Genomic DNA, 22,634 nt, shown 5'->3' on the forward strand with positions numbered 1-22,634 from the left:
TTATCTCTCCTAGTATAATAAAGAAGAAAATATCACGTATCCTTTTGACAAAACAAGCTGCTCTTATATGGATAGACCTTTCGCAGTACTCTTGCGTACGTAATGTTAAGGAGGCACATTATATGACCGTAACTATCGGTGATACTAGATTAAAAGCTATAGCTGAGAAAGTAGAGAATGGAGAACGACTTAGTATAGATGACGGCCTTTACTTGTATGAAACGCCTGACCTGCTAAGTGTGGCCCAATTAGCTGATCGTGTAAATTATTCAAAAAACGGGGACAATGTCTATTTTATTGAAAATATGTACATTAACCCTACGAATGTTTGTGAAGCCAATTGTGGCTTCTGTGGCTTTAAGCGCAAGCCTGGTGATGAAGGTGCTTATACTATGCATGAAGAGGAATTGCTTCAGTATGTAGAAGAGCGCTGGAATGATAACATTCAGGAATTTCATATCGTCGGCGGCCATAATGTAGAAGTACCTTTTGATTATTACTTAGACACATTACGCGCCCTCAAGAAAAACTATCCCCAAGCTACGATTAAAGCATACACTGGCGCAGAAATTGAATTCTTTGCCCGTCACGCCGGTCTTACGATGCGAGAAGTGTTAATTGAACTGCAAAAAGCAGGTCTGGATACCTTGCCTGGCGGGGGAGCCGAAATCTTAACTGAACGCTACCGGGAAAAAATGAGCCCGGAAAAAGCTTCTACCTATGAGTGGTTGGAAGCGCACGAATTAGCACATGAACTTGGCATGCAAACCCATGCGACAATGCTCTATGGCTCCATTGAATCCTTCGAAGAACGCCTTATTCACATGGATCGTTTGCGTCAGCTTCAGGATAAAACGAATGGCTTTATGGTATTTATCCCGTTGGCCATGCAACCAAGAACAGTAAATGCAGGTTGGAACCGCCGCACCTCTGCCTATGATGACATGAGGACCGTGGCTATTTCCCGGTTAATGCTTGATAATTTCGACCATATAAAAGCCTATTGGATTAATATCGGGGCTCAATTGACACAAATGGCGCTCACCTTCGGGTCTGACGACATTCATGGCACGTTAATTGAAGAAAGAATTTCTCATTCTGTTGGAGCCCTTACTTCTTCTGGCTTAACACGCAAAGAATTAATCCACTTAATTAAAGGTGCCAACAAGACCCCCGTTGAACGAGATACATTTTATAATACGATTAAGACGTATTAAAACTGGATAACCACAGCATTTCGGTTCTCTTAAAAGCCCTGCTTGATAAAGTAGGGGCTTTTTCGTTATTGGCTTTGTTAATGATTATTAATGATTTTTAATTATTAGTGAATGAAGTGGAACGTACGAATTGCTTACTGGAAAAGCAGAATGAGAGAATTGTACATACACGCAGCGTAGAGAAGGAACCTGCATCTCCTGCAGCAAGCAATGAAGATGCTGCGAAATCAAAGGAAGTGAAGGTGAAGTAAGTGCCGCTAGTGCTTGTAGTGAAAGCGAGCAACCTTACATGAACATCACCCCCCACGTTAAACAGACCCTTACGGTTTAAAAAAGAAAACTGTAAGGGTCTACTGCTTTTTATCTATTAGTTAAAGATTTCTTACATACTCCCCCGTGCAAATCGTCTCTGCTGCACCTTTCATCCAAACTGTATCTGAACTAGAGTCCCAAGTGATATACAAATCCCCACCAGGAAGGTGAACGGTAACTTCCTGGTCTTTTTCGCTCTCGCCATTTAAAATCGCAGCTACTACCGCAGCACATGCTCCTGTTCCACAAGCCTGGGTGATGCCAGACCCTCGTTCCCATACCCGAAAGTCTATTTCTGTACTTGATTTTACTGTGATAAACTCAACATTTACTCCTTCAGGGAATAATTCATCTTTTTCAATTATAGGTCCTGCGGTCTCTACAGGCGCTTTCTTTACATCTTTGCTGAAAATAATGGCATGAGGGTTGCCCATCGACACTGCTGTCAATTCATAAAGAGCGTTCTCCACCTCCAGCTCTTCACCAATTACGAGGTCTGCTGGAGAACCTCCTCCCATTGGCAGGTCTTTTCTCTTTAAGCCGGGCTTTCCCATATTAATGGTCACTTCATGGACATATCCATCAGGGCTGGGATTGACATGAGCTTCTACATTGCCTCCTTTTGTTTCAATATAAAAGGAGGTTGCAGCCACATACCCTTTTTCATATGCATACTTAGCTACGCAACGCAAACCATTACCGCAGTTTTTCGCTTCAGAACCATCATTATTAAAGATACGCATGCGCACCGCAGCATCCTTTGATGGACCAATTAATATTAAGCCGTCTGAGCCGATTCCTGTATATGAGTCAGCCACAGCTATACTTAAAGGCGCTAGCTCATCTTCTTGTAGTGCGACTTCCCATTCATCCACATAAATGTAGCTGTTTCCTAATCCATGCATTTTTGTAAATTGCATTTTGTTTCCTCATTTCCGTAAAGACTCTGTTGTCCAAAAGTAATCTTCATCTGCTTGAGCAATGATTAAATGGTTATGGCAGCAAGGCAGAATTAGTTTGGTTTTAATACCTTCAAGTGCGTGCTGCAATTCTTCTGGCCGCATGTGAGTCAGCACTTGTTCGCTTCCACATTTTGGACACTCTGAAAGGTATATATCTTCTATCATACGTTCATACGGCCATGCATTTTCAAAAGGGATTAGGTCCATACAATGGTTCCTTTCTCTTGCCTTTATGATTAAACGTTCCGCAAGAAGGGTATCTAAATCATCGGGTTTTCCTCGAGAAACTGATAAATATTAGCTAATAATTCTTCATTCGTCTCTCCTGTTACCATCTCACCATTAACCAGGGCAAAGGCATTTTCAGCACATTCAGCACAGTGAGCCAAGCATCCATATTCTACTACGTCTACATTAGGATCTTTTTCGAGCTCTTCCATCACAGGATGGGTGCCGCTCGCTAAATTACTCATGCAAAACTCAATGATTGGATACAATAGCGGACACCTCTTTTCTATAATTAATGTTCTTTTTGTTTTTAGTTCACGCTTTAATCCTACATCTTCGTGCACAAACTGACAAGATAATTACTTTTAACTGAGCAAATTTCCATGTCTCATTGTAAATTCTCCATAAAATCGTTATAATTTAACTGACTCAGGTCAGTTTTCCGTTTATTTCAATGAATCTATTATTATTTAACTAAGGTTTAACAGATTTTCGTCAGGATGACTTTACATGAAACGAAACAAAAAGCGAGAGGAAACCCGAAGGCGTATTACAAAGCATGCTTTTGAGCATTTTTATGAGAAAGGGTTTGAAAAGACTACGGTTGAAGAAATTACGACATCGGCTGGTGTAGGGAAAGGGACATTTTTCACATACTTTCCTACTAAAGAAGATGTGCTTCGCGAGCTTGCTCGGGAACGGATCGAAGCTGTCCAAAACCAATTTTCACTTCAGCTGAGAAACCAGCCTGTAAAACAACTGCAAGTCTTTATCTCCTCTCTTTTAAGCGACTTTGATGAACGCCCTCTTTTTTATGCAAAACTATGGACGGAAGCAGCCCGCCAAGAACCCTTGCTCGTTACTGCTTGGCAAAATCAGCTGCTAGCCGCTATGTCTGGGCTCAATTATGAAAACGCTCTACACTACGCACATATTGTAAACAGCCATTTTTTATATATTCTCATAACAGAAATGCCACGCTCAAGGGCACGTTTATTGGCTGCTGTCATTCAACTGATTGAATATAGTTTGTATACGATACTTGAACAAAGGAGTCCTTCTCATATGAAACGATTAGTCGTACTTGGCGGTGGTTATGGTGGTATGAAGATCCTTTCCCAGCTTCTGCCAAAAGACCTCCCGGAAGATATTGAAATTACCCTCGTTGATAAACTGCCTTATCATTGTCTAAAAACTGAATATTACGCTCTGGCTGCTGGAACAGAATCTGACCAAGAGGTACGGGTCCCTTTTCCAGAACATGAACAGTTAAATTATTATTTTGGAACAGTGGAAGAGATTGACCTTGAAAATGAACAGATAAGCTTCCAGGATAAAGAACCGATTAACTATGATTACCTTGTGATCGGTCTTGGCGCGGAGGATAAATACCATGGGGTGCCGGGTGCGGCTGAATATACCTATAGTATTCAAAGCATGGAAGAAACCAGGCGGACGTGTGAAACATTAAATAATTTGCCTCCCCAGTCTAATGTTTCAATTGTAGGGGCTGGTTTATCCGGGGTCGAACTTGCGAGTGAGTTAAGAGAAAGCCGAAGCGATTTATCGATTAAACTGTTTGACCGCGGCGATACGATCTTACCGATGTTTCCAGATCGTTTAAGTAATTACGTACAAAATTGGTTTGAAAAACACCAAGTTGATGTTATCAGCAACTCCGACATTACAAAAGTTGAAGAAAATGGCTTATACAATCATGAGGATTGGATCCCTGCCGATGCAACGATCTGGACTGCGGGCATTCAACCAGCAAAAGTGATTAGGGACTTGGACGTTGAAAAGGACAAATCCGGGCGGGTTATCCTTACCAAACACCATTTCTTGCCTGACAACGACCGGGTATTTGTCGTTGGTGATTGTGCCAGCCTACCCCATGCCCCAAGTGCGCAATTAGCCGAAAGTCAAGGCGAACAGATTGTCAGCATCTTAAAAAAACAATGGAACAATGAACCGCTCCCTGAACAAATGCCTAAAATGAAACTAAAAGGCGTACTAGGGTCGCTTGGGAAAAAGCATGGCTTTGGCATGATGGGTGAAAAAGCAGCGGTAACAGGCCGTGTTGCCCGCCTGTTAAAAAGCGGAGTCTTATGGATGTATAAATACCACTCCGGCGTTTAAATCCTTTTCAAAGGTCATGTAGCCATGTAGACGTTTTATAACAGGCGCTCCGAGGAGCGCCGTTTTTTATGATTTAGGGGGGCCTTATCTTTATCAGTTGCCATTAAAGGAATATCGCATAAATCAGTTGAGGCAGAACCAGCTGAAATACTTGCTTTTACCACAGGCGCACGTGCAACATTGGCATCACTTTCACTACGTTTGATAACGCATGTCTTCTTTGCAGGCGAAGCACAGCTACTCAAGAGCAAAAAACGCTCTCTGCAGTTTCTTCTGCTGGTAGTCCAAAGGAACCTCGCATATTCCGGTTGCTGGCTCCTTTCATACCTAATACGAACCTTTTCCCCTCTCCCCTTTTTTAAGTTTTGTATTATAACGCTTCGATTTTTTCTTTAATTACCTTCATGCGTGGGTTCCCTTCAGCGATCACTTCATCCTGGATCGTAACAAGTGGATAGAGACGATCATTTTCTAAAATGTCTGCTGCCATTTCTTCTTCTCCTTGGGGAGGTTCTTCGATATCAATATAGTGAAATACAAAGGGTTTATCATTGTATTTACGAACTAAAGCAGCTTCCAGCCATTCAAGTGTTTCCTTTGCTGACGGCATGCTTACACAGCTTGGACATTTTGTCTTTGCTCCGTAAACTTTAATCATAATCTCGTTCATTGGCATTCCTGCTCCTTTGTTTTTTTCTATCATACTAAGCCGGACGCAATTCAGCAATGGACCGTCTCCATTAATTATATTAACGCTCATCGTTTTAACCCATATAATATATATTAGTTGCTATTACGCCAGCGCCTAATGTAAAATGTAAATTGTTCCGGTAAATCTGGATTTTTTCTTACTCAAGTACTATAATAAGGGATAAAGAAAGGAGTTGTTTTAGATGGCTGAAACGACTGACAACATGGTCCCACAAGTTCAGGAAGTTCTAGAAAAACTACGTCCATTTCTTCTACGCGATGGAGGAGATGTTGAACTAGTTGAGGTAGATGAAGAAGGAATTGTTAAAGTTCGCCTTATGGGAGCTTGCGGCTCTTGCCCATCATCTACGATTACACTTAAAGCTGGGATTGAGCGTGCGCTTATGGAAGAGGTACCAGGTGTAACTGAACTTGAACAAGTTTTTTAAACAAACCACTCATACTATACATGCGTAGTATATAATAGAGCTTCTATCCACAGAGATTTCCCTCTAGGATAGAAGCTCTTTTTTCGTAGTATAGCCAGAAGAGATTAAAGTGCAGCATTAACCCATCCTGTCAGGCTTTCTGTTTTCACGCCTGCTTCTGCTGGAGCTGCAGTCTGAACATTAAACAAAGGATACGCTTCTTCTAAACGTTTTTGCACAGATTGCCCTTCTCCTTTTGGAGCCAGACAAAGCACTGTCGGCCCCGCTCCGCTTAATGCAGCTCCGTATGCTCCGTATTCGCTAATATTTTTAAGCATGCCTGTTAATTCTGGGATCAATTCAGAGCGGTACGGATGATGAAAGACGTCCCGACCCATCATCTTGCCGGTAAGTTCCCAATTTTCTTTTAAAATTGCAGCAACCAGAACGTTACTAATTGAGCTTCCTTTGATGGCTTGATGGTACTCGAGCTGTCTTGGCAAAATTCCTCGCGCCTTTTTTGTCATCAGTGTTTCATCTGGAATTAATAAAACGAGATCTACATCTGGTACCCCAAGGTGGACGATGTCGGTGGAGTTAGGAGAATGGGTACCGACAATCATGCCGCCATACAGACACGGCCCTACATTATCTGGGTGGCCTTCCCATAGACTTGCAAATCTCATTTTTTCATCCTGAGTCAATTCAGTGCCAAGCAATTGGTCTGCTAATTCAATTGCCGCAATGATCGCTGCTGCACTGCTGCCAAGCCCTCTCGCCAATGGTATATCGCTTGTCATATGAACATGCTGTGGTGGGAGCTCGCCTCCCATTTTTCTTGCCACATGATGAGCTACTTCACATATTATGTTGTCTTCACCTTCTGGTACATCTTCCAATACCGCTGAATCGGACGTAAAAGACCATGCAGGAGCAGGCGTTACATCAAGCACGAGATGAAGATCAACTGCGATCCCAATGGAATCAAATCCAGGCCCTAAATTCGCAGAACTAGCTGGAACAGTAATACGTAAGTGCTCCTTACTCATGCCTTAACGCCTCCTTGTAACTCACGGCTTAATTGGTCAAAATCATTTGGAATAACCTTTGGTTTCACTTCTACATGTTCAATGGCTGTGCTCGGGTCTTTTAAGCCGTTACCCGTTAACACCGACACGACTTTAGCCCCTTTTTTAATTTCACCGCTCTTTAACTGCTTCATTAAACCTGCTATAGACGCACATGAAGCAGGCTCTGCAAAGATTCCTTCATTTTGGGCAAGCAGCTGATAAGCTTCTAGGATCTCTTCATCTGTTACGTAGTTAATGTCTCCATTCGATTCGGCAGCTGCTGCGGTTGCCGTATCCCAACTGGCCGGGTTCCCAATACGAATAGCTGTAGCCACTGTTTCAGGCTGTTCGATGATTTGATCTTTTACAATCGCCGCAGCCCCTTCTGCTTCAAATCCTCGCATCTCTGGAAGGCCTGTGTTGCGGCTCTGGTGATATTCTTTAAACCCTTTCCAATAAGCGGAAATGTTACCGGCATTGCCGACTGGAATCGTAAGTACGTCAGGGGCGCTCCCTAGTACATCACATACTTCAAAAGCCGCGGTCTTTTGGCCATCAATTCGATATGGATTCACCGAATTGACCAGGGTAATCGGCTGTTCTTCACTTAATTTACGCACCATTTCAAGGGCCTGATCGAAATTGCCCTGGATTTCAAAGACTTCAGCCCCGTACATCACCGCCTGTGCCAGTTTTCCCAGGGCAATTTTCCCTTCTGGAATAACAACGATCGTACGCAGCCCCGCTCTGGCTCCATAAGCAGCAGCTGAAGCAGAAGTATTCCCAGTCGAAGCACAAATAATTGCTTCGCTCCCTTCTTCTACTGCTTTAGCCACTGCCATCACCATCCCGCGGTCTTTAAATGAACCAGTCGGATTGGCCCCCTCCACTTTAACGTAAGCTTCGACTCCCCACTTTTCGGATAACCTCTCTAATGGAATAAGCGGAGTATTGCCTTCGCGCAAAGAGAGAAAGGGGGTTTTTTCTGTTATGGGCAATTGTTCCTTATAGTGATGTAATAATCCATTCCAGCCTGTCATTCGCTAGTTCCCCCTTCTACCCGGTAGCTGCTTTCAAGTTCATGAATGCTTTCCATACTTTTAAGTTTCTCATAAATTACTTCGTAGCTTGTTCTGCTCGTTTCATGTGTAATCATCACAACTTCTGCTTTACCAGCGCCATTTTTCGCAAGCGGAACTTGAAGTATTTTTTCAAAGCTGATGTCATGTTTAGAAAACAGCGAAGTAATTTCATCAAATACACCTGTTTCATCCTTAACATGCATCCGCAAAAAATATTTAGAACGAATATCTTCGTCACTCTTTAATGATTTCTCAAATTGAGGTGGGACCATGCTTCGTCCACTGACACCGAGATTGTTGTTTTTCACAACCGTGATCAAATCGGAGACAACCGCTGTAGCAGTTGGGAGTGAACCGGCTCCCGGACCGTAAAACATTGTTTCGCCTACTGCTTCTCCGTACACATATACAGCGTTGTACTCATTTTTTACTGCTGCAAGCTGATGATCAGCCGGAAGTAAAGCAGGCTGAACAGAAACATCGACTTTTCCTGTTTCTGTATCACGTTCGGCCAGGCCAATTAATTTGATGGTATAGCCGAGTTGTTCACTGTAATCCATATCTTCTGCAGAAATGGTAGTAATCCCCCGCACATCCACATCTTCGAGGTCCACATTCATAGAAAAGCCTAGTGTTGCAAGGATAGCCATTTTTCTTGCGGCATCCAGACCTTCCACATCTGCTGTTGGATCACTTTCTGCGAAACCAAGATCTTTAGCCTCCTGCAGCACATCGTCATAGCTGCGGCCTTCATCGTTCATTTTGGTCAAAATGTAGTTCGTGGTTCCATTCACGATCCCCATCATTTTTGTAATTTGATCAGCAGATAGTCCTTCGGTTAAACTGCGGATGATTGGTATGCCCCCAGCTACACTGGCTTCATAAAATAAGTCGCAGGAGTTCTCTGCGGCTTTTTCTAAAAGCTCTGCCCCATACATGGCAATTAAATCTTTGTTTGCTGTTACAACTTGTTTTTTATTTGCTAAAGCGTCTGAGATTAATTGGCGTGCTTCTTCCACGCCTCCAATTAATTCAATTACAACATCAATTTCTGTATCGTTAATTACTTCAGCTGCGCTTTCTGTCAGCTCTAAGTCATTCAGGTCAATGTCGCCTCGGTCTTTTGTTTTATCTGCAACCAGAGCCTTCGTAACGCGTACAGCTCCTCCCACCTGATGCTCAATTTTTTGAACGTGTTCATTAAGCAGTTGTACGACTCCTGTGCCGACTGTTCCAAGCCCAAGTAATCCAACTTTTACTTCATTTTGTCCCATGGCTTCTCCACTCCCCTAACTCCAGTTCCAATGTCTGTATAATAATTTTTGTTTATTTCCAGTGTACAATAGTCTCTTTATAATGGACATTATAGATTTTATTGCATCATTTTACAAGAGGAATTCATGTAGAAGCAGATCTTTTTTCAAATTCATAATAGAATGAATTTTATACATCAGCTCTCTATTAATAAAAAACGAACATTATTTATCCGGATTCGTTTTCATTCGATTTTCTCTTCAAGCGGACGCTTTCCGCGGGTTCGGCCTCAGCCTCATCGGCAGCAAACGTTGCTGCCGTGGGGCTTTACCTCAAGTTCATTCCGCTGGAGACCCCGTATCACGCTATAATCAACAGGTTCGTGTTTTTTATTCAGAAGACCACTTATGAAATTGATTCAGTCGACCAATTATTAACTCAAGTTAATATGCTTCTTCTTAACCCCCGCTGCTTACATCTGAGGCGGTTCAGTCTGCTCAAACCAAAGCAGCCCCGGATAGATTCCTGCTTCATTCTTGATCTTGCTAACGCCTTGCAGGTATTTTTCCTCCTCAGCAATAAGCTGCTCCAAGTCCTCTGTTTCAACAGCTTCTCTTCTTGTATCCTCAAGCTGATAGTAATTTTCAATTGCTTCCACATAGGCGAGCGGAAACATTAACCTGCCAAGAATCAAGCGATGATTCTGATACGTTTGCGGGTGATACCTTTGATAAGGTTCGATGAGATTCGGAAGAGAAGGTATACGTTCTTCTTCAAAAATACCTTGACGTACATATTCAGCAATGTCTCGGGTCGGGTGGTCCCACATCCAATCGGTCCACAATTTAATTTGGGGACCATTCGGATTGATAATAGGCCAGGTGCGGCTGTTAAATTTGTAGTGAGAAAGAGCAACTTCTTCTACATTTTCAGCAGGGGCATTAACGCAGTCCTCTATCCACTGAATGGCGGTTTCAATCCTGCCTCTATAATATGGAAAAGTTATTAAAAATAATTGATCAAAATTCGAATAATTTACTTGCTGGTTTATTTTTTGATGCCAGCCCTCCAACTGATGGAGCCGCTTTTTCCACCAAACAGGCCATCTCCTGACACTATAGGGGTTCATATGAGAAGGTGCTTGGCTCCGCGTTAATGTATGGAGAGTAGCTAGTTCTGTTAGTTCATGCTCCGAATGTGCTCTATCGTCTTTAGGCACTTGAAAAACCAACATCTTATTCTGAGGTGCTGAGGCTTTGGTTGATTTGTTCTCTAACGGATTTAAATAATGAGCTATATTGGCTACACCGGCACTTTTCAATTGCTCTGATAGTTGAATTTTAGTCTGGACGCTATCCAACGGTTCGCGCAGAGGAACAAAAAGATAATCTTTCTTTCCATCTGACGCCCCCTCGTAAAGACCACAGCTATACCATTCTTGAACTGAAATCCGATATTGGTCATACAACGTTTCTGAAAACATAAAAACCCCTCCAAAAACAAATGTTTGTACCATTTTATGAGAGGGATTCTGCATTTAGGTCTATGTATCAACTTTGAACTTAAAGGGAAGCTTAATCATACAATAGAAAAAAGGAGAGGGTGAGAACCTGTGACTGCTTCACCTCCACTTCGAAAGGCGATGTTTGAGCTTTTGGATGAACGTGGCGTAACTATTGATGACATTAGTGAACTTGTGTATTTTTTACAGCACGAATATGTACCAGAATTAAGTATGAAGACCTGCAGGGAAAATGTTCAGCAAGTGCTTTATAAAAGAGAAATTCAACACGCAGTTTTAACCGGCATTCAAATGGATATGCTCTGTGAGCAGAAACAATTTTTACCAAGTTTACAACCAATTATTGAACGAGATGAAGGGTTATACGGAATCGATGAAGTCATTGCTTTATCGATTGTAAATGTCTACGGCTCCATTGGCCTAACAAACTTTGGTTATATTGATAAATTAAAGCCTGGTATCTTAAAAAAATTGAACGAGAAAGGCACGAAAGAATGCCACACGTTTCTTGATGATATTATCGGTGCTATAGCGGCAGCTGCCTCCAGCCGTTTAGCTCATAGTGTTGAAGATTGAGGCTAAACCATAAGCATTTCTCAGTTAAAGAAACGGGAGTATGCTCGTTTTCACCACAGGTAGATTGCAACACCGGTTCCACCTTCACTATTTGATGAGGCCTTTCTGCCGGCGGAGTCCTTAGGTATTGCTTTCGAAGCCACTGAAAAAGGGAGAATGTCCTTTCAAAAATTTCTTCACTTTCACCACAGGCACAAGCGCGACATCGACTTGGTCTTCACTTCGTTTGACCTCGCCGTGTCTTCTTTGCCGCAGACAATGCTTCAGCTTCCTCGGGGAAGCTCTCTCCTGCGTGTTCGCAGGTGTCTCGCATATTCCGCTGCTGCCTATCTTTCCTCCCTTAAACTGACTTAACACGCTCTTCTACTTTACCCCTATCCTCTTATACAGTATTACCTGCACTCCCTTAGTTTGTTCTCCCATTCCAAAAGAGACATAGCTGTATAAGTAGGCTGCTTACTTTTTTGCTTTAATTCATGAGGTTGGGTGACCCCCGTATGAACGAGGAGTGTATCAATACTCGCATGAATGCCTGCCAGAATATCAGTATCATAATTGTCTCCGATTAGAAGCACGTTTTCCTTGTCCAATTCAAGACGCTCAAGTGCTTCATTAACAATGTGAGCTTCTGGTTTCCCCACAAATACCGGCTCCTTGCCTCCAGCCGCACTTACTGCAGCCACAATCGACCCATTCCCTGGTTGAAGCCCGTGCTCGGCAGGTACGTTTTTATCACCATTGGTGGCAAAATAAGCCGCTCCTTCATGCAGCGCTTGCGAAGAAATTCGCAATTTCTCATATGAAAACTCACGGTCAATCCCTACCACTACAGCTTCTGGCTGCTGGTCCGTCACTTCTATACCTTCTTGTTTAAGCGCCCCCAGCAACCCTCCTTCTCCAATTGGATAGACACGACTGATATTCTCTTCTTTTACTAGGGCGGCTGTTGTTAGCGCACTAGTAAATACTTGGCCAGCTGAAGCTTCCACTCCCATTTTTCGTAGTTTCTCGGCGACCTTTTCTCTTGTTGCTGACGAATTATTTGTAATAAATCCATATGTAATTCCTTTTTCTTTAAGTGCATTAATAAAAGAGATGGCTTCTTGAATACTTTCTTTTCCACTATAAACAGTTCCATCTAAATCAAATAAATACCCACTATATTGAGTAACATTATTGTTTGTCATTTGACCGATTCTCCTCTGCTGGCAAAAAAGCTGAAACAGGTCCTAATTGCTCATCTAAATACGTACGGACTTTTTGTGGAAACTGCAAGAGTACCTTTACATTAGCAGCCAAATCATTGTACAGCTTCTTATGATCTACCGCCGTATAATCTTGAATCAAAGGTTTACGCCACAAAATAATCTCTTTTAACGATCTTTCGTCAGAAGAGGAAATGACTTTCTCATCTTCTAAAATATCTATAATATCATCATAACTCCCAGGATCTCTCATAATGAACCCATCAATCATATGATTACCAACATCTATGATTGTTTCGATCGTCATGTGCCCTATTCGTTCAAGTGCTAATTGTTCGATAGCTGACTTCTGTTCCTTCAATTCTTCTAGCTGCGTTAGCGTCGCCTCCATATATGAAAGCAGGTTTTCTAACTGCGTACGATCTACAAAATACATCGTTCTCACCTCAATATGTACTTATGATTCTTTCTTTTGAGTATAGCATATTTCCACCGACTCCCTAAAAATCCGTAAACTCCTTCCTTTTCGCAAAGAACCAAGTGATGTATTATAATGAAGGTACGAATCTCAGAAAGAGAAAATCAAATCAATAAAATGAAACATTCTTCTATCACTCAAGGTTTTTAAAAACCTTGAGTGATAGAAGGTTTGAAAGATTTAAGTCTTTATCCGCCACTGAATAAACGTTTGACTATCAACCCAAACACCGCTTCGCTCTTTCAACAGTACCTTTTTCAAGAATATCATGTAACAAAACCTGTTAAAACGAAATATAGGGAGGATCATATAATGGACCGAGAACTAGCCTTAGAAGTCGTTCGTGTCACCGAAGCTGCTGCTATTTCTGCAGCACAGTGGCTCGGCCGTGGAGAAAAAATCAATGCCGATGAAGCAGCTACCTCTGCAATGAGAAAAATGTTTGATTCTGTGAACTGCAAGGGGACCGTGGTCATTGGAGAAGGGGAAAAAGACGAAGCACCCATGCTCTACATAGGTGAAGAAGTTGGCAACAATCAAGGACCGGAAGTTGATATTGCGGTAGACCCGCTTGAAGGCACAAATATTGTAGCAAAAGGACATCCAAACGCCATGGCCATTATTGCCATAGCAGACCGTGGAACGTTATTGCATGCCCCAGACATGTATATGGATAAAATTGTTGTAGGCCCACAAGCCGCTGGACTCATTCGAATTGATGATCCGATTGAAAAGACCATTGACATTGTGGCCAAGATGCAAAACAAGCGACTTCGTGATGTCACGGTGATCATTCAAGAGCGAGACAGGCACCAAGAGTTAATTGACCGTGTACGTAAAAAAGGGGCCCGGGTAAAATTGTTTGGTGACGGCGATGTTGCGGCCTCTATTGCAACTGCCATTCCTTCTAATGATATTGACTTATTCGTAGGAACAGGAGGAGCTCCAGAGGGTGTCATCTCCGCAGCTGCCATTAAAGCGCTTGGAGGAGAAATGCAAGCTCGTCTCGCTCCCAAGAATGAAGCAGAAGCAGAACGTTGTATTGAGATGGGGCTTAACAACCCGACGCAAATTCTAATGATGGATGACCTTGTTAAAGGAGACGACGCGATCTTTGCTGCTACAGGGGTTTCAAGCGGCGAATTATTGCAAGGAGCTCGTTTTTTAGGCGACGACGTTACCGAAACTGACTCCATCGTGATGCGCGCCAAAACCAAGACAGTGCGTTTTATTAAAGCTAATCACCACCTTAATCTAAAACCACATCTTCTCGTTGATGAAGATCTTTAAACGAGAAACCTCTATAAAAAGCCTTGGGTTCATATTTATGAAACCCAAGGCTTTCTTTTCTCTTAAACTCTATTAATGGTCAGTGGTTGATGGAATAAAAGAGTCTTTGATTGAGGTAAGACGGCTAAACTTCCTCCGGAGCTAATTCCTCATTCTTGTCCTCTTTAGAATTTGGTGTAACCCGTTTTAAAACAAAATAAGCACAGCCAAAGTTGCAATATTCATAAAGATAGTCATAGATGGAACTTACTTTTGAATCAAACGAAGCTTTTTTATGATTATCATGAAAAAAACCTCGTAAACGCAACTGATTATGTCCCCAATCGCCAACTACAAAATCATATTTATTTAAAACTTCACTATAGCGTTCTTTAAATGCTTCTTCATTCCAGCCTTCTCGTCCATTTTCAATCAACTCAAACTGTTGTCCTTGTACGTGAATCAAGTAATCACCTCATTATGTTTCCTTCTATGCCCACCATATAACAGCCTCTTCATTAAAGAGAAGCAGCTTCTCTAACGTTTTTTTCATTATAGCATACTCTTTTCCATTCACAGGAGCGTTGATTTACAGCTCTTCTTCCTCTGCATAAAGAAACCGCCTGTCCAAGTCGACAGACGGCTTCACTCTAACCTTTAAGATTCGGTCACGGAGCTTTGTTGATACTTTTTAGCTTCAGCTTGAACCTGTGCTTCATTAACTTGCTCATCGGCATGATAAGAAGAACGTACAAGTGGGCCGGATTCACAATGGTCAAACCCTTTTTCCATTGCTATATCTTTTAACTCTGCGAATTCATCCGGGCTATAATAACGTTCCACTTTTAAATGTTTCTTTGACGGCTGTAAGTATTGGCCGATAGTCATAATATTAACGTCTTGCGCACGAAGGTCATCCATGGTTTCAATGATTTCTTCTTTAGTTTCACCAAGACCAACCATTAAGCTTGATTTTGTCGGAATATCAGGATGAAGCTCTTTTGCGTATCGCAAGAACTCAAGTGAACGATCATACGTCGCCCGCGCTCGAACTCTAGGGGTTAAGCGGCGTACAGTTTCAATGTTATGATTCATGATGTTTGGCCGGGCTTCCATCAACGTTTTAAGATTTTCTTCAAGACCCATCATGTCTGAAGGCAGAACTTCAATCGTGCAGAACGGGTTGACTCTTCGTACCGCACGAACTGTTTCAGCAAACACTCCAGCCCCACCGTCTTTTAAGTCATCGCGCGCCACTGCCGTAATAACAACGTGTTTAAGGCCCATTTGCTCCACCGATTCAGCAAGACGCTTTGGCTCGTCCCAGTCAAGCTCGTTTGGGAGACCTGTCTTAACCGCACAAAAACGGCAAGCACGTGTACAGACATCCCCTAAAATCATAAAGGTGGCTGTTTTACGAACCGCCCAGCATTCATGAATGTTTGGGCACTTCGCTTCTTCACATACTGTGTTCAAATTCTTCTCGCGCATCATCTTTTTCAAGCCTTTATAAGACTCATTTGTATTTAATTTAATCTTAAGCCATTCCGGCTTACGAACGTGTTCTTCTTTTTTTGCCACGCTAATCACTCCACTAGGTTTATTTCCATTACAGAAGCGCACCTATTCATATGTATATTCACCTTCTGTATTCTTCTTATACTTTAACACGTCCAACGTCCGTTTCCAAACGTCCTGCTCCATATATTTATAAATAACCCCCCAACAGAAAAGCGGAGCGGGCTTGAATAACGACGCAGAGCCCTTCTCTACCACCGAGGAGGCTGTGGCCGCCGCAGTGTGGGAGAAAGGGATCTCAAGTCGTTAGCCCGCGAAGCTAGACATCGAAAAGCGGAGCGGGCTTGAATAACGACGCAGAGCCCTTCTCTACCACCGAGGAGGCTGTGGCCGCCGCACACGCTTCTTAACCAGCGAGAAGGACGCGTCCGCCGTAGGGCGTGATCAAGAAACGATCGCAAGCCACTAACACCCACAGCAATAATGCTTAGAACGATAAGCTTTATTCATTGCGATCATTGAATTTAGAAAGCAATCATTTTCTTTCGTATCTAATCGTGGTTTTTTACTCATTATAAAAAGAGTCATCAAAATTTGGAGGTTTCCATCATGAATTTCAGACAGCTGATCCCTCTACTTATCATTCATGTTTTGTTTCTTTCATGTTTCCCAGCATCACTTCAAGCCGAAACTGAAAACGAAGAAAACCTCTCCATTCATGAGGAAAGGCTTAATATGTATCATGAAATTGAAAGCCTTACGCATGTACCTTGGTACTGGTTAGCCGGAGTTGATGCTTATGAACGTGGTCTGACTAAAGCAAGAAAAGACCGTGAAAGTTCTGAAGGTATAATCTCTATTTATTATGCGCCAAACGAATGGGCTGGCCCCCTCAATCCTGACCTTGAAGATGTTGACCCAACGAGTATCACATTATTTGGTGGAAAAGGATTGGATGGAAATGGGGACGGGAAAGCCGATAGAGAAGATGACTATGACCGGCTGTTTACGTTTGCCAATGAAATAGCTTCGTACGGTAATACTGATAAAGATGTGCGAATTGGTTTATGGAAGCATTACTTACGTGATCAAACAGTGCGTATTATAACGGGGCATGCCAATGTTTACAGACACCATGGTCATACCAACCTTGAAGAAAGAGCCTTCCCTCTCCCTTCTGAATATGAATACAGTTATCAAAGTACCTGGGGGGTTAAACGGGGTTGGGGCGGCAGGCGCATTCATGAAGGAACAGACCTATTTGCTGGTCATAGCACGCCGGTACGCTCCACTTCTCACGGTGTAGTAGAATTAATGGGTTGGAACGACTTTGGCGGTTGGCGAATCGGCATTCGCGACCTTAACAACGTCTACCATTATTATGCACATTTAAGCTCATTTGAAGATTCAATTGAACAAGGAACAATAGTAGAACCTGGAGATGTAATTGGGTATGTAGGAAGTTCAGGCTACGGTAAACCGGGTACACAAGGAAAATTCCCTCCCCATCTTCATTATGGCTTGTATCGTGATAACGGCTATACAGAATGGTCGTTTGATCCTTATCCTTCTCTTAAACAATGGGAAAAGCAAGAGAGTTAACAAAGCAAAGCATAAAGCCTTTCACTTCTTCGTTTTATATATTTAATTAAATCAGTCCAAAAAAGCTCTCTCTCCAGCAACGGAGAGAGAGCTTGATGTTTATTGGAAAAACGGTGTATTAACAACATTTAGATACAAAATCCACAGAATACCTAGTGGAGCTACAATACGCAAGAACCAAATCCATAGAGGTGCGATGCTCGAACCGGTAAGGTCGGACTCGCGGAAAGCATCCTCCCTGCGCCAACCCCAGCCTACAAAGAGGGCAATCATCAAACCACCAAGTGGTAAGAAGTACATATCGGTTAACGTATCGACAAAGTCAAGGAATGGTAATCCTGCAATTGTGGCTTCAGTCAACGGTCCGCCTTGACTTAGAGCTGATGGAATACCTACAGCAGTAATAAGGAGACCTACTACCAAGGCTGCCTGCTTTCGGGCCCAATTAAACTTCCGCATCACAAATGCTACACTAACTTCCAACAAAGAGATCGCAGAAGATAGAGCTGCTAAGGCAACGAGGATGAAGAAGAAAATCGCAAATACAGTTCCTCCCCCGCCCATTAAATTAAACACTTCTGGAAGCGTGACGAAAATAAGCCCAGGGCCATCTCCAGGATCAATGCCAAATGAGAAGACAGCAGGGAAAATTACCAGTCCAGCTACAATCGCAAACAATGTATCAAGAACTACAACAGTCCCCGCTGCACTAGGCAAACGATTGTCTTTGGAAAGGTAACTACTATAAGTAATCATAGCCCCCATCCCGAGAGATAAAGTGAAAAAGGCCTGCCCAACAGCAGCTGACCAAACTTCCGCATCACCAAACGCGCTCCATTCAGGGCTGAACAAGAATTGAAGTCCTTCTGAAGCACCGTCAAGCGTTAAACTAAATCCAGCCAAGAAGAGAAGGATGACGGCAAGTAACGGCATAAAGATTTTATTGGAAAGCTCAATCCCTTTCTTGACGCCAAAGTAAACAATTCCAATTACAATAGCCATAAATAAAACCTGCCAGAAAATAGGCCCTCCACTCGAACCAATAAAGCTTTCAAAGAAGTCTCCGTATCCACCTTCTTCTACAGCACCAGCAGTTCCTGTAAAATAACTATATATATAGTATAGGACCCAACCGGCTATAACCCCATAGAACGATAAAATAAAAAACGATGCAGCTAGCCCAAAAAAGCCACCTAGTACCCAAGGTTTACCTGGCGCTTTTGAAGTAAAAGCAGCGATTACATCAGTCTGCCCTTTGCGCCCAATCGTAAATTCAGCTAAAAGAACAGGGAGACCGATCAAAAATATACAAATAACATAAATTAATAAGAAGGCAGCCCCGCCACTTTCACCAGCAACATAAGAAAAGCGCCAAATGTTACCAAGTCCAACAGCTGAACCAACGGCAGCTAAGATGAATCCTAGCTTCGATGCCCATTGTTCGCGACCATTCATTTTATATACCCCTTTCCCTTTGTAATAAAGGCTCTATTAAAGGGCAGTGAAACACGTCAATATCATACAATAATAGAATAACTTCGAATTATCAAAAAATTACCATCGTGTTCCATTATACCCTATAACACTTCCAGTTGTTCCCTCACCACCTTTCAAACTCGTGCTTATGCACTCGTGCATCAATTATAATCACCTACTATTCCTTTGTCAAAACGAAGTATTATTCTGCTTGCTGAAAGAATGCAATTTCTTCATCACATACTATTTACTATTAAAAAATAACAATAATCTCCCCCTTTCCCGTTAGGCATTTCTTTATGAGGTCTTAACGTTTTGGCAGTTAGACGGTTATGCTCCGCCCTCCTCTTCTGTGGCATCAGAAATATCTTCTTCTTGAATAATTGCTGGAGCCGGCATTCCTTCCCCTCCGCTATTGTAAAAGTCAGGCACCTCTCCAGGAACAAATACCATACCAACAGGAATAGAGGTAGCTACTTCATCTGTTTCAGTTGCAAATGGAATAACGACTTCAACGTCGACTTCAATATGAACAGAGACACGAATGTAGGTATTATTAATACCTGATTCTTCAATCTCTTCTTCCATTTGAACGTTTACATCTCCAATTGTAGTAAACTGCACTGGTATTTTTGGCCCTAAATGAGCAAGAAGAGCATTGTTGGAAGCTTGCCCAAGCGGAATCATATGAACAATTCCATGTTCGTTATAGTACTCTTCATCATAATGAATATCAATGCCTTCTGGTAATTCCAACTCTTGTAGATTCCCTTGCTCGACCATTTTCAAGTACTTTTGGACACGTGATACAGACTCGGCCATCACCCGATTATAAATCTGAGAGTTAAATCCTATTGAAGTAATAACACCATCATCATTTGTATCCACATCGACCAAATCTTCCATGTCTGAATTCTCGACGATTTTCTTGGAAATTGCATCATTGATAGCTTGCGTCGCAATTTTTTGAGTTTCTGTGCGAGCAATTTCCACAATCGTTGGCCGTATGCCCTGGTCCACAAGCCAAAGGCCCTGTAATGTTAATACTGTAAAAATAAGTAGTGAAATCATAAAAACGTGACGAAAAGAGAGGGGCCCTCTTTGGCGTCGTAACTTTGGTGTTTTTTTCATGAAAAAGCCCCCTTTGCAACCAAATTTATGCAAAGAGGGGCTGGAAAAGCACTCAATTTCTCAATTTTGTCCAATCCGTTCAAACGTCACAAAGCGGTGAGGATATCGATTTTTTTCGTCGACGTTTCCGTTTGTTACTTCAAGGATCGTAAACTGGTCATTGTCCCATTGCGGAAAAAATGTATCTCCTTTAAACGAAGCCTCAATAAAAGTTAAATACATTCGGTCAGCCATCGGCAGAAATTGTTCGTAAATGGTCGCTCCACCAATAATATATATATCTTTCGCCAAAGAATGGATGTCTTCTTTATCATGAATCACCTCGCATCCTTCAGCTTCGTACGCCCGATCACGAGTTAAAATAATATTTGTCCGGTTTTTCAACGGTTTGCCGATAGACTCAAACGTTTTTCGGCCCATCACGACAGTTCCACCTGTCGTTACTTGCTGAAAATGCTTTAAATCGTTAGGAAGGTGCCATGGCATCTTCCCATTTAAGCCAATGGCCCGGTTTTCATCCATAGCAGCAACTAACGCAATCATACGGATACTTCTCCTTTAATATGCGGATGAGGGTCATAGCCTTCTAAAGAAATATCTTCGAATTTAAAATCAAAAATAGACGAAACTTCCGGATTTAGGTGTAATGTAGGCAATTCTCTCGGGGTGCGGCTCAATTGAGTCTTTATTTGCTCTACATGATTTGAATAAATATGCACATCACCAAATGTATGTACAAATTCCCCAACCTCTAAATCAGTTGCTTGAGCAACCATGTGTGTAAGCAGAGCATACGATGCGATATTAAATGGCACACCGAGAAACAGGTCAGCACTGCGCTGATAAAGCTGGCAGGAAAGTTTTCCATCAGCTACGTAAAATTGAAATAAGCAGTGACATGGAGCGAGGGCCATGTCTTCAATTTCAGCAGCATTCCAAGCATTCACCACTAACCTTCTTGAATCAGGGTTCGTTTTAATAGCTTGAATCACATCGCTGATCTGGTCTACAGTTTGACCATCAGCCCCTGTCCAAGAGCGCCACTGTTTACCATAAACCGGGCCTAAGTCTCCGTTTTCATCTGCCCACGCATCCCAAATCTTTACTTTATTTTCTTTTAAATACTCAATGTTTGTGCTGCCTTGTAGAAACCATAGCAATTCATGAATAATTGACCTTAAATGAAGTTTCTTGGTAGTAACGAGTGGGAAACCTTCAGAAAGATCAAATCGGCATTGATAGCCAAAGGCACTAATTGTTCCTGTCCCTGTCCGGTCATTTTTTTCTATTCCAGTTGTTAAGACATGCTCACATAAATTCAGGTATTGCTTCATCTTCTCACCTTCTATTTTGGTTTCCTTTACATAGCCTCTAGTTCTTCACAGGAAATGATCGTTACGTTAGTGTCTTTAAGCAAATCCACCTCGTACGGCTTGTCCACTTTGTTGTAATTGTGGTCCGTTAAAATGCGGATCACAGGACGTGTTGTCATTTCTCCATTTTGTCTTACAACTACTCCCTGCCTACCGTCATTCAGCGTTAACGTCATCCCATTTGGGTACATAGCAATCACCCGACTGAAAACTTCAACCGCCTGAAAGTCATATAACGTCCCAGCTCCGCTAAATAAAATTTCCATCGCTTCATGAGGGAGCATTGCATTTCGATACACACGGTTAGACGTAGTAGCATCAAAGACATCTGCAATTGCCAAAAGTTTAGCATATGGATGAATAGCTTCTTCCTTAATTCCTCTTGGATAGCCGCTTCCATTCAAACGTTCATGATGCTGGTACGCACAATGGGCTGTTAACAGTGATAAGTTTGGCATATCTTTTAACAATAAAAAACCGTCCTCAGGATGTTTTTTGATTGTAGTAAATTCCGCTTCTGTCAGCCCGGTAGGCTTCTGTAGAATTTCTGAAGGAATATTTAATTTCCCTACGTCATGTAATATAGCACCTAACCCAATCGCTTGTAACTCTTGTTTATTATATCCCATTTTCATAGCAAGCCGAAGAGTATAGATGGTCACATTTAAAGAATGAGTAAAGATATAAGAGTCATACATGTATATATCAGATAAAATACCAATTGCATCATCGTTTGTTTCTATATCTTCAAGTATTTTGTCAACGACCGTACTAAAAGACTTACTAACTTGGCCTTGCGTCAACGCCGACTGCAAGCGCCCCGGCTGCATGATGGTACGAAATTCATTTTTAATTGTCGCTAAAGCTTGTCCTCTTGTTTTGTCATGAATAGGAGAGGAAACTTCTATATCGTCGGTACGACCGTCTTCAATATACACATATGTAATACCTTTTTCCTGTATTTTTTTCACAATACGCTCTGTTAAAGTTACTCCTTCTTGCAAGAGTACGATCCCATCATCATTTACGATGGGTCGAGCTAAGATAGAAGAAGCTGGCAACTTTTTTGTTGAGACTAGGCGCATACGTTTACCCATTCCTT

The 22,634-nt window shown here is 42.2% G+C and carries 23 protein-coding genes; 6 read left to right on the forward strand and 17 right to left on the reverse strand.

The window, feature by feature from the left end; translation table 11 throughout:
• Positions 1–122 precede the first annotated feature (122 nt).
• Positions 123–1,217 (forward strand): aminofutalosine synthase MqnE, encoded by a 1,095-nt coding sequence (gene mqnE / locus D469_RS0102770; RefSeq protein ID WP_018921838.1) that lies wholly within the window; start codon positions 123–125, stop codon positions 1,215–1,217.
• 371 nt (positions 1,218–1,588) lie between these two features.
• On the opposite strand, the gene dapF is transcribed toward mqnE, so the two are convergent.
• Genes dapF through D469_RS0102785 form a run of 3 tightly spaced genes read right to left on the reverse strand, consistent with a single transcriptional unit; the run spans position 1,589 to position 2,988 of the window.
• A complete protein-coding gene (gene dapF / locus D469_RS0102775) occupies positions 1,589–2,449 on the reverse strand; it encodes a diaminopimelate epimerase (RefSeq protein ID WP_018921839.1) in 861 nt (286 codons plus the stop codon).
• A 9-nt stretch (positions 2,450–2,458) separates the two neighbouring features.
• Positions 2,459–2,698 carry a hypothetical protein gene (locus D469_RS0102780; RefSeq protein ID WP_018921840.1) on the reverse strand — a complete coding sequence of 80 codons (240 nt, stop codon included), beginning with the start codon at positions 2,696–2,698 and terminating at the stop codon, positions 2,459–2,461.
• A gap of 53 nt (positions 2,699–2,751) precedes the next feature.
• Positions 2,752–2,988, reverse strand: coding sequence for a YuzB family protein (locus tag D469_RS0102785; protein WP_018921841.1), 237 nt, complete (start codon positions 2,986–2,988; stop codon positions 2,752–2,754).
• A gap of 241 nt (positions 2,989–3,229) precedes the next feature.
• Between D469_RS0102785 and D469_RS0102790 the strand changes: the two genes are divergently transcribed.
• Complete coding sequence (locus D469_RS0102790; RefSeq protein WP_018921842.1) at positions 3,230–4,858, forward strand: FAD-dependent oxidoreductase; 1,629 nt, start codon at positions 3,230–3,232, stop codon at positions 4,856–4,858.
• Positions 4,859–5,228: 370 nt separating this feature from the next.
• Here the strand turns inward: D469_RS0102790 and D469_RS0102795 are convergent, their stop codons facing one another.
• On the reverse strand, positions 5,229–5,528 hold the full coding sequence (locus tag D469_RS0102795; RefSeq protein ID WP_026286070.1) for a DUF1462 family protein: 300 nt from the start codon (positions 5,526–5,528) through the stop codon (positions 5,229–5,231).
• Positions 5,529–5,772: 244 nt separating this feature from the next.
• Between D469_RS0102795 and D469_RS0102800 the strand changes: the two genes are divergently transcribed.
• Complete coding sequence (locus D469_RS0102800) at positions 5,773–5,997, forward strand: NifU family protein (RefSeq protein WP_420834846.1); 225 nt, start codon at positions 5,773–5,775, stop codon at positions 5,995–5,997.
• A 104-nt stretch (positions 5,998–6,101) separates the two neighbouring features.
• Here the strand turns inward: D469_RS0102800 and thrB are convergent, their stop codons facing one another.
• The 4 genes from thrB to D469_RS0102820 form a co-directional block, all read right to left on the reverse strand.
• Complete coding sequence (gene thrB / locus D469_RS0102805; RefSeq protein ID WP_018921845.1) at positions 6,102–7,025, reverse strand: homoserine kinase; 924 nt, start codon at positions 7,023–7,025, stop codon at positions 6,102–6,104.
• A complete protein-coding gene (gene thrC, locus D469_RS0102810; protein ID WP_018921846.1) occupies positions 7,022–8,086 on the reverse strand; it encodes a threonine synthase in 1,065 nt (354 codons plus the stop codon). Before thrC ends, thrB begins: the two co-directional genes overlap by 4 nt.
• On the reverse strand, positions 8,083–9,402 hold the full coding sequence (locus D469_RS0102815) for a homoserine dehydrogenase (protein WP_018921847.1): 1,320 nt from the start codon (positions 9,400–9,402) through the stop codon (positions 8,083–8,085). Before D469_RS0102815 ends, thrC begins: the two co-directional genes overlap by 4 nt.
• Before the next feature lie 452 nt (positions 9,403–9,854).
• Positions 9,855–10,865 (reverse strand): protein kinase family protein, encoded by a 1,011-nt coding sequence (locus D469_RS0102820; protein ID WP_018921848.1) that lies wholly within the window; start codon positions 10,863–10,865, stop codon positions 9,855–9,857.
• 129 nt (positions 10,866–10,994) lie between these two features.
• On the opposite strand from D469_RS0102820, the gene D469_RS0102825 reads away from it, so the two are divergent.
• Positions 10,995–11,480, forward strand: coding sequence for a phosphatidylglycerophosphatase A family protein (locus tag D469_RS0102825; RefSeq protein ID WP_018921849.1), 486 nt, complete (start codon positions 10,995–10,997; stop codon positions 11,478–11,480).
• A gap of 392 nt (positions 11,481–11,872) precedes the next feature.
• On the opposite strand, the gene D469_RS0102835 is transcribed toward D469_RS0102825, so the two are convergent.
• Together D469_RS0102835 and D469_RS0102840 are read right to left on the reverse strand one after the other, a co-directional pair.
• Complete coding sequence (locus D469_RS0102835) at positions 11,873–12,667, reverse strand: TIGR01457 family HAD-type hydrolase (protein ID WP_018921851.1); 795 nt, start codon at positions 12,665–12,667, stop codon at positions 11,873–11,875.
• Positions 12,654–13,121, reverse strand: coding sequence for a DUF86 domain-containing protein (locus tag D469_RS0102840; protein WP_018921852.1), 468 nt, complete (start codon positions 13,119–13,121; stop codon positions 12,654–12,656). Before D469_RS0102840 ends, D469_RS0102835 begins: the two co-directional genes overlap by 14 nt.
• A 354-nt stretch (positions 13,122–13,475) precedes the next feature.
• Here D469_RS0102840 and glpX point away from each other — a divergent pair, with 354 nt between their 5' ends.
• Positions 13,476–14,453 carry a class II fructose-bisphosphatase gene (glpX, locus tag D469_RS0102845; RefSeq protein ID WP_018921853.1) on the forward strand — a complete coding sequence of 326 codons (978 nt, stop codon included), beginning with the start codon at positions 13,476–13,478 and terminating at the stop codon, positions 14,451–14,453.
• A gap of 124 nt (positions 14,454–14,577) precedes the next feature.
• Here the strand turns inward: glpX and D469_RS19450 are convergent, their stop codons facing one another.
• Complete coding sequence (locus D469_RS19450; protein ID WP_018921854.1) at positions 14,578–14,898, reverse strand: YutD family protein; 321 nt, start codon at positions 14,896–14,898, stop codon at positions 14,578–14,580.
• Between the two features lie 191 nt (positions 14,899–15,089).
• Positions 15,090–16,013 carry a lipoyl synthase gene (lipA, locus tag D469_RS0102855; protein ID WP_018921855.1) on the reverse strand — a complete coding sequence of 308 codons (924 nt, stop codon included), beginning with the start codon at positions 16,011–16,013 and terminating at the stop codon, positions 15,090–15,092.
• 546 nt (positions 16,014–16,559) lie between these two features.
• Here lipA and D469_RS0102860 point away from each other — a divergent pair.
• On the forward strand, positions 16,560–17,552 hold the full coding sequence (locus D469_RS0102860) for a M23 family metallopeptidase (protein ID WP_018921856.1): 993 nt from the start codon (positions 16,560–16,562) through the stop codon (positions 17,550–17,552).
• Between the two features lie 99 nt (positions 17,553–17,651).
• On the opposite strand, the gene D469_RS0102865 is transcribed toward D469_RS0102860, so the two are convergent.
• From D469_RS0102865 to D469_RS0102885, 5 genes are all read right to left on the reverse strand, one after another.
• Complete coding sequence (locus D469_RS0102865; RefSeq protein ID WP_018921857.1) at positions 17,652–19,007, reverse strand: sodium-dependent transporter; 1,356 nt, start codon at positions 19,005–19,007, stop codon at positions 17,652–17,654.
• Positions 19,008–19,358: 351 nt separating this feature from the next.
• The gene (gene yunB / locus D469_RS0102870) at positions 19,359–20,159 is read right to left on the reverse strand and encodes a sporulation protein YunB (protein ID WP_018921858.1); all 801 of its coding nucleotides are present in this window, start codon (positions 20,157–20,159) and stop codon (positions 19,359–19,361) included.
• Positions 20,160–20,219: 60 nt separating this feature from the next.
• Positions 20,220–20,702, reverse strand: a complete 483-nt coding sequence (locus D469_RS0102875) for a dihydrofolate reductase (protein WP_018921859.1) — start codon at positions 20,700–20,702, stop codon at positions 20,220–20,222.
• A complete protein-coding gene (locus D469_RS0102880) occupies positions 20,699–21,493 on the reverse strand; it encodes a thymidylate synthase (RefSeq protein ID WP_018921860.1) in 795 nt (264 codons plus the stop codon). Before D469_RS0102880 ends, D469_RS0102875 begins: the two co-directional genes overlap by 4 nt.
• Positions 21,494–21,519: 26 nt before the next feature.
• The gene (locus D469_RS0102885) at positions 21,520–22,629 is read right to left on the reverse strand and encodes an HD-GYP domain-containing protein (protein WP_018921861.1); all 1,110 of its coding nucleotides are present in this window, start codon (positions 22,627–22,629) and stop codon (positions 21,520–21,522) included.
• Positions 22,630–22,634 lie beyond the last annotated feature (5 nt).

It is taken from the genome of Salsuginibacillus kocurii DSM 18087, from assembly GCF_000377705.1.
GTDB classification, from domain to species: domain Bacteria; phylum Bacillota; class Bacilli; order Bacillales; family Marinococcaceae; genus Salsuginibacillus; species Salsuginibacillus kocurii.

Coding starts and splice junctions, on each gene's coding strand:
- mqnE (WP_018921838.1), top strand. CDS start 123: ATGACCGTAACTATCGGTGATACTAGATTAAAAGCTATAGCTGAGAAA.
- dapF (WP_018921839.1), bottom strand. CDS start 2,449: ATGCAATTTACAAAAATGCATGGATTAGGAAACAGCTACATTTATGTG.
- D469_RS0102780 (WP_018921840.1), bottom strand. CDS start 2,698: ATGGACCTAATCCCTTTTGAAAATGCATGGCCGTATGAACGTATGATA.
- D469_RS0102790 (WP_018921842.1), top strand. CDS start 3,230: ATGAAACGAAACAAAAAGCGAGAGGAAACCCGAAGGCGTATTACAAAG.
- D469_RS0102795 (WP_026286070.1), bottom strand. CDS start 5,528: ATGAACGAGATTATGATTAAAGTTTACGGAGCAAAGACAAAATGTCCA.
- D469_RS0102800 (WP_420834846.1), top strand. CDS start 5,773: ATGGTCCCACAAGTTCAGGAAGTTCTAGAAAAACTACGTCCATTTCTT.
- thrB (WP_018921845.1), bottom strand. CDS start 7,025: ATGAGTAAGGAGCACTTACGTATTACTGTTCCAGCTAGTTCTGCGAAT.
- thrC (WP_018921846.1), bottom strand. CDS start 8,086: ATGACAGGCTGGAATGGATTATTACATCACTATAAGGAACAATTGCCC.
- D469_RS0102815 (WP_018921847.1), bottom strand. CDS start 9,402: ATGGGACAAAATGAAGTAAAAGTTGGATTACTTGGGCTTGGAACAGTC.
- D469_RS0102820 (WP_018921848.1), bottom strand. CDS start 10,865: ATGTTTTCAGAAACGTTGTATGACCAATATCGGATTTCAGTTCAAGAA.
- D469_RS0102835 (WP_018921851.1), bottom strand. CDS start 12,667: ATGACAAACAATAATGTTACTCAATATAGTGGGTATTTATTTGATTTA.
- D469_RS0102840 (WP_018921852.1), bottom strand. CDS start 13,121: ATGTATTTTGTAGATCGTACGCAGTTAGAAAACCTGCTTTCATATATG.
- glpX (WP_018921853.1), top strand. CDS start 13,476: ATGGACCGAGAACTAGCCTTAGAAGTCGTTCGTGTCACCGAAGCTGCT.
- D469_RS0102860 (WP_018921856.1), top strand. CDS start 16,560: ATGAATTTCAGACAGCTGATCCCTCTACTTATCATTCATGTTTTGTTT.
- D469_RS0102865 (WP_018921857.1), bottom strand. CDS start 19,007: ATGAATGGTCGCGAACAATGGGCATCGAAGCTAGGATTCATCTTAGCT.
- yunB (WP_018921858.1), bottom strand. CDS start 20,159: ATGAAAAAAACACCAAAGTTACGACGCCAAAGAGGGCCCCTCTCTTTT.
- D469_RS0102875 (WP_018921859.1), bottom strand. CDS start 20,702: ATGATTGCGTTAGTTGCTGCTATGGATGAAAACCGGGCCATTGGCTTA.
- D469_RS0102880 (WP_018921860.1), bottom strand. CDS start 21,493: ATGAAGCAATACCTGAATTTATGTGAGCATGTCTTAACAACTGGAATA.
- D469_RS0102885 (WP_018921861.1), bottom strand. CDS start 22,629: ATGGGTAAACGTATGCGCCTAGTCTCAACAAAAAAGTTGCCAGCTTCT.